Raw genomic sequence first — 9,113 nt, forward strand, 5'->3', positions numbered from 1 at the left:
TTATAAATTATAAAATTTAACTCTGTTTTATGAAATAATTATAATATATTCTTAAATATTATCATTACATATATAATATATGGAAAAACGTGCAAATTTTACTGCATAATTTGCGCGGCCTTGCGAAAAATGACATGTTATCTACGCAAAAGCGTTGAGGGTGTGGAGAATGCTTTTCACCCTATCCAAGGTCGCGCCTTTTACCCCTTTTAGTTGATTTTTTTAAAAATTATGGAATCTGAATTTTTGCTCCCAATCTATTCATCTCTTCAATGAAATTAGGATATGACACTTTAACTGACTCTGGATCTGTAACACTACAATTTCCTACATATATTCCTGCAATACAAAATGCCATGAATAATCTGTGATCATTTTCAGAATTTAATTCTGCACCATTAAGGTTTTCAGATGATTCTAAAATTAATCCGTCTTCTTTTTCTTCAACTTTGATTCCAAGTTTTTTCAACTCCCTAGATGTAATTGCAATCCTGTCTGTTTCTTTTAATCTTGCATGTTTGACATTGACAATCTCAATTGGGGTTTCTGAATTTAATGCCAATATTGCTAATGGTGGTAAAAGATCTGGTGAATTACTTAAGTCAAATCTTCCACCTTTTAATTTCTCAGGTGATATAATTTTAATTTCATCTTCATCAATATTGATAGTAACTCCTAACTGTTCTAAAATGTCAATGAAAACTTCATCGCCCTGTGGTAAATCCCCAATATCTCCTTTGATTATTGTTTTATCTCCATTGAGTACTGCTGCTGATAAAAGTAATGCAAGACTAGAGAAATCAATTGGAACTGTAAATGTTGTTGCTTTATAGATTTGTGGTGATATGTTATATCTCTTATATGGTATCAATGTTTGCACACTAACTCCAAATTTTCTCATTGTTGCAATAGTTGCATCAAGATATGGTTTTGAAACTAGATTGTCTTTTATTGAAAGATTGATTCCATTTTCAGTTAATGGTGCACTAATTAATAATGCAGAAATAAACTGGCTAGAAAAGTTTCCTGGAATTGTAACATCTCCTCCTGAAATCTTTCCTTTAATTTTGATTGGTGGCTTTCCATCTGTTGATTGACATTGAGCCCCCATACTTGATAATGCATCTAAAAGAGGCTGCATGGGTCTTTTTTGGAGACTCTCATCCCCTGTCAAAGTAATCTCTTCAGAAAACAAACTTGCAATTCCTGAGGCTATTCTGATTGTTGTTCCAGAGTTTTCTGTGTTGATTTCAGGCACAATTTTATCAAATTTTATGGGTTTTTTGATAATTATTGAAGAGTTTTCTGTTTCTATTTCAGCACCAAATTTTTTGCAGGTCTCAATTGTTGCTGCAGTATCAGCTGATGATAATATATTGACTACCCTACTATCATTTCCAGCAAGTGATGCAAGAAAAATTGCTCTGTGTGTATAGCTTTTGTTTGGAGGACAAACTATCTGTCCTGAAATTTTTGACTTTTCTACTTTACACTTCATGAACTTCAGCCTTTTTGTTACTGATTTTTGAAACTATAATACTACCTTCTAGTGCTGAAAATGCTTTTTTGATATTAGATTCATTTTCTTTTTTTGTAATTGCTGCAATTGCGGGTCCATTCCCTGAAACTGATGCTCCTAAAGAGCCTCTTTCAATTAAACTTGGTATGATTTCTGGATTTGAACTTAGAATTGATGATGTAGCTAATCCGTTAATTATCATTGCTTCCCAATAGTTTGCTTTTCTTGCTAAATTCCAAGCATGATCAAAAACTGATGATAACACTTTGAGTTTTTTTAGGTTTCCCCGTTTTCTATTTTTTGGAATAAAAATTACTGCAATTAAATTTGATGGACCTTTTTCATAACTCACTCTTTTTTTCTTTGCATTATCTGTAACATTAAATCCGCCATAGTAGCATGAACACGCATCATCATATGCTCCTGTAATGCTAACCTTTGATTCAATTGATGCATCAACTCCTGCAAGTAGGATCTGCTGATCAGTAAATTTTGATTTAAAAATTTTTGCGCATCCTAATGCAACTGCAGACGATATTGCACTAGAACTCTTTAATCCGTACCCTGTTGGAATTTCTGATTCTAATGTTATTGTTATTTTGTTTTGCTCCATGTCTTTTTTTGTAACAATTTTTTCAACTGTCTTGTTGATTAAACGTGAACTGAGTGTTTTATTTTTTGATTGAATGATTATGCCTTTACCTGGCGATGTCTCAACTGTTGCCTCTACTTTTAGATCAATTCCTAACGTGGCTCCTTTTTGATTTGCTATTGCATTTACTAGTGAAACTGCCCCATGCACGGTTGCCTTTGCCTTTGCCATCAAAACCCTCCTAACAATGCTTTTTTCATGGCATTATAAGGTGCTTCCATGCTGTGCCAAATCTCAAATGCTCTTATTGCTTGGCCTAATAACATCTCATATCCAAAAATAACAATAGCGTTTTTTTCTTTTGCTTTTTTTAGAAAATCGGTATTCAATGGCATGTACACAATATCATATACCACTGTCTTGTCATTAATTCCATCAAGTGATATCAGGCTTGATTCATTTTGCAGTCCTATTGATGTTGCGTTAACAATAATGTTGTAATTTTTTGCAGTGTCTTTAACTTGCTCAATAGTTATGGAATTTGCATTCAGGCTAATCTTTTGTGCAAATTCCACCAAGTCATTTGCTTTTTCAATTGTTCTGTTTGCTATTGTAATGCTTTTTGCTTTTTCTTTTGCAAATCCTGCCACAATTGCTCTTGCAGCTCCCCCTGCACCCAACAACAGCACATTTGAATCTGCAATGTTTATCTTCTTTTTCTTTATTGGTTCTAGAAAACCTTCCATGTCTGTATTGTATCCTTTTAGTATTCCATCATTGTTTACTACTGTGTTTACTGCTCCAATCAAACTACATGATTCATCAATTTTATCTAAATATTTCATCATCTCAATTTTATGAGGAATGGTTACATTGAATCCATCAATTTTAATTTTTTTCAAACTTTCTATTCCCTCTTCTAATTCTCCTTTTGGAATTCTATATGCAATGTACGAGCAATCTAGATTCAGTTCTCTAAATGCTGCACTGTGAATATTTGGAGATAATGAATGATTAATTGGATCTCCAATTACTGCAAATGTCTTTCCCATGTTATCTTCGAGTAATATGATTGATTTAAACTCTCAATTGATGAAATGGATTATTTTTTCAAGTTTGTGATTTTGTTTACTTCGTCTACACTAAACTGCCCTGGCGCTACTGCTTTTCCTAGGGAGACATATGTGTATGGACTGCCCAAATATAGGCATAAAATTCTTGAAATTCTGCCAAAATCTCCCATGGCAAATGCGATTAGATTGTTTTTCCCTTTCTTGCTGTATAATTCGAGCATTCTAGTAGAGTCATCAGTTGATTTTGCAGTACTGACAATTTTCACAAAATTTGAAAACTTACTCATTTGGTTCATCTTCTTTTTTAATTCTGCTGAGTTTGGAGTTTTTTTAAAGTCGTGCCAGGATACAAGTAACTTTGTTTTAGTTGATTTTAGATATTTGATTAGTGATGAATTTTTTTTAAGAGTATTAAATTCTACATCCAGTAAAAACGGATTGTATTCTGCAATTAATTTTATTGTTGCAATTCGCTCTTTTTCGTTTCCTGAAAACTGACCTCCTTCTGTTTTTGGTCTTAATGTGCAAACTGATTTTTTTAGATCCTTTTTGATTAATTCCAATGTTTGTGGGATTTGTTCAATTTTTAGAAAGTCCAGTCGTATTTCGACAAAATCTGATTTCTTCAAAGCTGTTTTTAGTGTCTGTTTTACTTTTTGTGGTGTCTTCTCTGCAACTGATACACATGTTTTGTATTTCATTTTATTTTTCTAAAATGTATTCGTCTGAGACTTCCATACCAAAATGTCTGCCTGTTGCAGGTTTTGAATGAACCATTACAATATCTCCTTTCTTAAGGTGTGTAACTGATACTAGTTGCCCGTTAGGTTTTACAAAACGGATTGTCTCTGCATCCTGTGCAATTATTCCCCCTACTTCATCACCTGCTTTTGCTTTAATCATTAACATAGGTCTTCTTTCAATCTTTGATCTTCCTACTGTGGCTCTTCTTGCTTTACCTTTAGAGTTTAAAATTAGTACTTCTGAGCCTGTTTCTACTTCTGATAGATAGTTGGTAGTTCCATCTGGTGATAATGTGTAACAATGCACAGCTCCGGCATTGACTCTAAATGGTCTTGGTGATGTAAATGATGAACCAACTGATTCATTATGAACTAAAAACAAAAAGTTTGATCTACTTCCAATTAACATCCCTTCTCCTTTGTGAAGCATTGATGCTGTATCTACGCAAACTCTTTCTCCATCACCAACTTCTTTAATGTCAATAATTTTTGCAGGTTTCATGTCAAAACTTCTTGTTCCTAAATACACCATTGCTTCTCTAACTTGGTTAATTGATGATGTGCTGAAAATTACTCCGTCTACTCCTACTTCTAGAATTGAGAACATCTTTCTAACTTCTTCAGGTGTTCTAGCAATTGCAAAAATTTTGGTATGAATTTTGTGAAGCTTTGCAATAATGTTCTCCAATGGAATAATTTTCCAATCTTTAACTTCTACTACTACAAAGTCTAGACCTTTTTTTGCAATAGATAAAATGTTCTCGATATCTGTATTTGATAACACTTTGAACTTTCTTCCAACTTTTTTGCCCTTTGGTTTTACAGCATTTTCTTTTTCAAGAATTACATAATTTGCATTGTTTGATGGATAAACAGTTTGTAGTTTTGTTTTTTTCTTGCCAATTTTTTTTGGATCTAGATATACCATCTTGATTCCATCTTCTTCTAATTGTGGGAGAAGTTTAGATAATTGTGCCTGTGAGCCTTTAGGGGAAATAATTAATTCTCTGTTCTTATTCAATTTTCTTCATTGCTTCCTTTGCTGTACCCTTTCTAAAAATTATTTCAGCTAGTGCTTCTACCATTTTTTCAGGTGCTTTATGTGCAAAGATGTTTCTCCCATATGTGACACCTTTTGCTCCAGCAGTCATGGCATCTTCTGTCATTTGAAGAATATCTAAATCTGTTTTTGCTTTTGGTCCTCCTGCAATTACAATTGGAACTGGTGTGCTCTTTACAACTTTTGAAAATGAATCAATGTCTCCTGTGTATAATGTCTTAACAATATCTGCTCCACACTCTGCTCCAATTCTTGCAACATGTGCAACAATTTCTGGATCATGTGGGTCTTTGATATTTTCACCTCTTGGGTACATCATTGCTAAAAGTGGCATATTCCATCTGTGACATTGATCTGCAGTTAATCCTAATTGTTCTAACATTTCTGGTTCTTCTTTTCCACCAATGTTGATGTGCAAAGAAACTCCATCTGCTCCAAGTGCAACGGCTTCTTTCACGGTACCTGTGAGCATCTTTCGATTAGGTGATAATGATAATGCTGTACTGCTTGAAAAATGAACTAAAACTCCAACTTTGGGTGGTTTTGGTAGTGATTTGATGATCCCTTTGTTAATTATTACACTTGTAAGGCCATGTCCTTCACATTTGTAAATTGTTGATGCTGGGTCTTCGAGACCCTCAATAGGACCATTTGAAATTCCATGATCCATTGGAATGCATAACATTCTTCCTTTCCTAAGAATACGATTAAGTCTAATTTGGTTGCCAGATACCATGAGTTGATCTGCTTTTTGTGCCCTACTTAAAAATAACGTGAACCATTAATCTCAAATTCATTAAGATTTGAGCACAAAGCCTCAATTACTTTTTCTATCAAGGATTAAATAGAAATTACAAAGGATGAAAGACAATTGAGTCAGACAACTGAGCAACTACAAAAAAGTGACATTAAAGATATTTTAGAAAATTCTCTAAATGGTCAACGACCTGGATCTGAAGATTGTGTCAGATTATTGGAATCTGATGATGTTCATTTGATGGGACTTGTATCTGGTCATTTGACAAGAAAACAATTTGGGAAAAAAGCATCTTTTGTAAATAATATAATTTTGAATTATACCAATGTCTGTATTACTGATTGCAAGTTTTGTGCATTTTACCGATCACCTGGAGCTGATGATTCTTATACATTAACATTGGATCAAATTGAATCCAGAGTGAAAACTGCATGGGACATGTTCAAGATTCGTCAAGTTTTGATTCAAGGAGGTCATAACCCAAATCTGAAAATTGAATACTATGAAGATGCGTTTAGAATGATTAGAGAAAAGTTCCCCAAAGTTGGTGTTCATGGACTATCTACATCTGAAATTGATATGATTGCAAGAGTTGAAAAATCATCAACTAAGGAAATTTTATCTAGACTCAAAGACGCTGGTCTGCAATCAATGCCTGGAGCAGGAGCTGAAATTTTGACTGATTCTGTTAAAGAAATTATTAGCCCAAAGAAAATTTCAAGTGATGATTGGATTAGAATTATGGATGAATCTCATTCTCTTGGAATCCCGTCTTCTGCAACAATGATGTATGGACATGTAGAAAATAACAAAGATATTGTTGATCACTTTTTCAAACTCGTAAAACTACAAGAAAAAACAAAAGGATTCATGGCATTTATTCCATGGAATTTTGAGCCAAACAATACTTTGATGCATGAGGAAGGTTTGGTAGAATATGGTACTGGTGGAATTCAACTCTTGAAGATGATTGCTATTTCTAGATTGATCTTTGATGGGCTTATCCCTCATATTCAATCCTCATGGCTGACAAACGGTGTAGGTATGGCTCAACTTGCTTTGCAGTATGGTGCAGATGATTTTGGTGGAACTTTGATTGGAGAAGAAGTAGTTTCTTGTACCGGTGCACGCTCAACTGAACTCACTGACAAAATAATCATAGATGCAATTCATCAAATTGGTTACTCTGTTGAAGAACGTGATAATTTCTATAATCCTGTCTCAACACTATAGTCCATAATCAGACCATTTAGAATCTACTAGATTCCTTGTTTTATTATCAACTTTTACTTGCTGCTGAATTTCTCTATCATATCCCTCTTCTTTTGTTTTTTGTGTTGCATCAATTCCCATCTTTGAACCCAAGTTTACAAGTGGTGATGCAGGATCAAGGGTGTCTGTTGGGGCATTATTGATTATGGTAGTGTCTCTTGCTGCATCTGCCCTGGTTGTGATTGCCCAAATAACATCATTGATATCATGAACGTTGATGTCTTCATCTACTACTACGAACATCTTTGTTAGTGATAATTGCCCCATTCCCCATAGTCCCATCATCACTTTTTTTGCTTGGCCTGGATACCTTTTCTTAATTGAAATTATAGCAAATCCTTGGAACCATCCTGCTGCTGGCATACTAAAGTCAACTACTTCTGGATGAAACATCTGAACTAATGGCAAAAATGAGCGCTCAATTACTTTTCCAATATATGCGTCTTCAAGTATTGGTTTTCCAACTACCGTTGTAACATATACAGGATCTTTTCTTCTCATAATTCCTGTTAGTGTGAATGTTGGGTATGGTTCTACTGGTGTATAGTATCCTGTATGATCTCCAAACGGGCCCTCATCTCTAATGTCTGCTGGATCTACATATCCCTCTAAAACAATCTCTGCATTTGCAGGAACATCCAAATCAATTGTTTTACATTTTACAGTCTTAATCCCTTCTTTTCTTGTAATTCCTGCAAACAAGTATTTGTCAAGTCCTTCTGGAACTGGAGCAATTGATGAAAAAATTGTTGCAGGGTCTCCACCAATGATTATTGCAGTTGGAATTTTTTCTCCTCTATCTTTTGAAATGTCTCCATGGTGGGCACCTCTTTTGTGTTTTTGCCAATGCATTAATGCATGCGTTTTGTCTACAATTTGCATTCTGTATACTCCTAGATTTCTAACTCCTGTTTCTGGATGTTTTGTTGCAACTAAACCTAATGTGATAAATCGTCCTGCATCATTTGGCCAAGATTTTAGAATTGGCAAATCCTCAAATGACGCATCAGTTGATGTAATCTCAGTTACTGGTCCATCCGATTCTGATTTTGGAAATGATGCTGTCATCTTTGAGAGTTCTGGAAGTTTTTTTATTTTATTTAGTAAACCTGATGGCACATCCATCTTTGTCATATCTGCAATACGTTTACCAATTTCAGTAAAGTCTGTCATTTCAAGTCCTATCTCTAATCTTTTCATAGAACCAAACGCATTTCCTAAAACTGGCATATCATAATCTTTTACATTCTCAAAAAGAACCGCAGGTCCGTTTGAATACATCTCTCTTCTCATAATTTCTGCAATCTCTAAATTCGAGTCAACTTCTGTTTTTACTCTCTTTAATTCGCCATTTCTTTCAAGTTCTGAAATAAACTCGTGGATATCTTCTATTGGCACATTAATTCTGAATCTGGTTCAAGTATAAGCTTAACTAGATTTTCTTTGAATTTACACTTGAAAAATACTATATTTTACATTGGTGGAAGTTCTGTCTTTTTGTCATGTCCGCCAGAACCAAATTTGCAGTAGAAGCATAATTCTGATTCCATGTACTTTAATTGCTCCACTTGAATTGCACCAAGTTTTAGTGCAATCTTTGTTAGAATTTTGTACTTTAGTGGCATTGCAGGGATCACTTCATCCATGTATACTCTGTAATGATCGGGGCAAAATTTGAGAGTAACTTTTGCTGGTTCCTTACCTTTTTCATTTACCTGCTTTGTAAAATTGATCTGCTCTCTGATGTACTCGTGTTTTGGGCATGGACAATCTTTTCCACCTGGGTGTTTGTATGCAGGTGTATTTTTCCAGTCAAATTCTGGAAATTCTTTTTCAAAGTCGTCCATATGATCAGTAAGCAATTTGTGCTTATAAAACTTGATCAAATCTGTGTATGGAAATAACCCAAATGCTCATAAACCCCGGATTATCCATGCAGACTAATGGCAACTGCTAAAAAGCAAACTAAAAAAGATCTTGAAGCCAAGATTGCCGAATTAGAAGCAAAACTAAACTCACTTTCATCTCAGCTTTCTAAACCTGCTGAAACCAAACCCGCAGAAAAACCAGCTGAAGCAAAGCCAGCTGAAACCAAAC

The 9,113-nt window shown here is 34.5% G+C and carries 9 protein-coding genes; 1 reads left to right on the forward strand and 8 read right to left on the reverse strand.

Going from position 1 to position 9,113, the window contains the following annotated elements; translation table 11 throughout:
- Positions 1-229 precede the first annotated feature (229 nt).
- The 6 genes from aroA to C6989_RS06640 are packed head-to-tail and all read right to left on the reverse strand — an operon-like array spanning position 230 to position 5,723.
- Positions 230-1,498 (reverse strand): 3-phosphoshikimate 1-carboxyvinyltransferase, encoded by a 1,269-nt coding sequence (gene aroA / locus C6989_RS06615; protein WP_182126718.1) that lies wholly within the window; start codon positions 1,496-1,498, stop codon positions 230-232.
- Entirely contained in the window at positions 1,488-2,342 is an 855-nt protein-coding gene (locus C6989_RS06620) for a shikimate kinase (protein ID WP_148703691.1), read from the reverse strand. The genes aroA and C6989_RS06620 overlap by 11 nt, the downstream gene beginning before the upstream one ends.
- Complete coding sequence (gene aroE / locus C6989_RS06625; RefSeq protein WP_182126719.1) at positions 2,342-3,163, reverse strand: shikimate dehydrogenase; 822 nt, start codon at positions 3,161-3,163, stop codon at positions 2,342-2,344. Before aroE ends, C6989_RS06620 begins: the two co-directional genes overlap by 1 nt.
- A 50-nt stretch (positions 3,164-3,213) precedes the next feature.
- Complete coding sequence (gene aroD / locus C6989_RS06630) at positions 3,214-3,885, reverse strand: type I 3-dehydroquinate dehydratase (RefSeq protein ID WP_148703689.1); 672 nt, start codon at positions 3,883-3,885, stop codon at positions 3,214-3,216.
- Position 3,886: 1 nt separating this feature from the next.
- Positions 3,887-4,948 (reverse strand): 3-dehydroquinate synthase II domain-containing protein, encoded by a 1,062-nt coding sequence (locus tag C6989_RS06635; protein ID WP_148703688.1) that lies wholly within the window; start codon positions 4,946-4,948, stop codon positions 3,887-3,889.
- Complete coding sequence (locus C6989_RS06640; RefSeq protein WP_148703687.1) at positions 4,941-5,723, reverse strand: 2-amino-3,7-dideoxy-D-threo-hept-6-ulosonate synthase; 783 nt, start codon at positions 5,721-5,723, stop codon at positions 4,941-4,943. The genes C6989_RS06635 and C6989_RS06640 overlap by 8 nt, the downstream gene beginning before the upstream one ends.
- A 135-nt stretch (positions 5,724-5,858) precedes the next feature.
- Between C6989_RS06640 and C6989_RS06645 the strand changes: the two genes are divergently transcribed.
- Positions 5,859-6,977, forward strand: a complete 1,119-nt coding sequence (locus tag C6989_RS06645; protein ID WP_148703686.1) for a radical SAM protein — start codon at positions 5,859-5,861, stop codon at positions 6,975-6,977.
- Here C6989_RS06645 and C6989_RS06650 read toward each other — a convergent pair.
- Together C6989_RS06650 and C6989_RS06655 are read right to left on the reverse strand one after the other, a co-directional pair.
- Entirely contained in the window at positions 6,972-8,414 is a 1,443-nt protein-coding gene (locus C6989_RS06650) for a menaquinone biosynthesis decarboxylase (RefSeq protein WP_148703685.1), read from the reverse strand. The genes C6989_RS06645 and C6989_RS06650 overlap by 6 nt on opposite strands.
- A 74-nt stretch (positions 8,415-8,488) precedes the next feature.
- Positions 8,489-8,863, reverse strand: coding sequence for a hypothetical protein (locus tag C6989_RS06655; RefSeq protein WP_014962859.1), 375 nt, complete (start codon positions 8,861-8,863; stop codon positions 8,489-8,491).
- Positions 8,864-9,113 lie beyond the last annotated feature (250 nt).

Origin of the sequence: Nitrosopumilus sp. b2, assembly GCF_014078535.1 — an archaeon.
Lineage (GTDB): Archaea > Thermoproteota > Nitrososphaeria > Nitrososphaerales > Nitrosopumilaceae > Nitrosopumilus > Nitrosopumilus piranensis.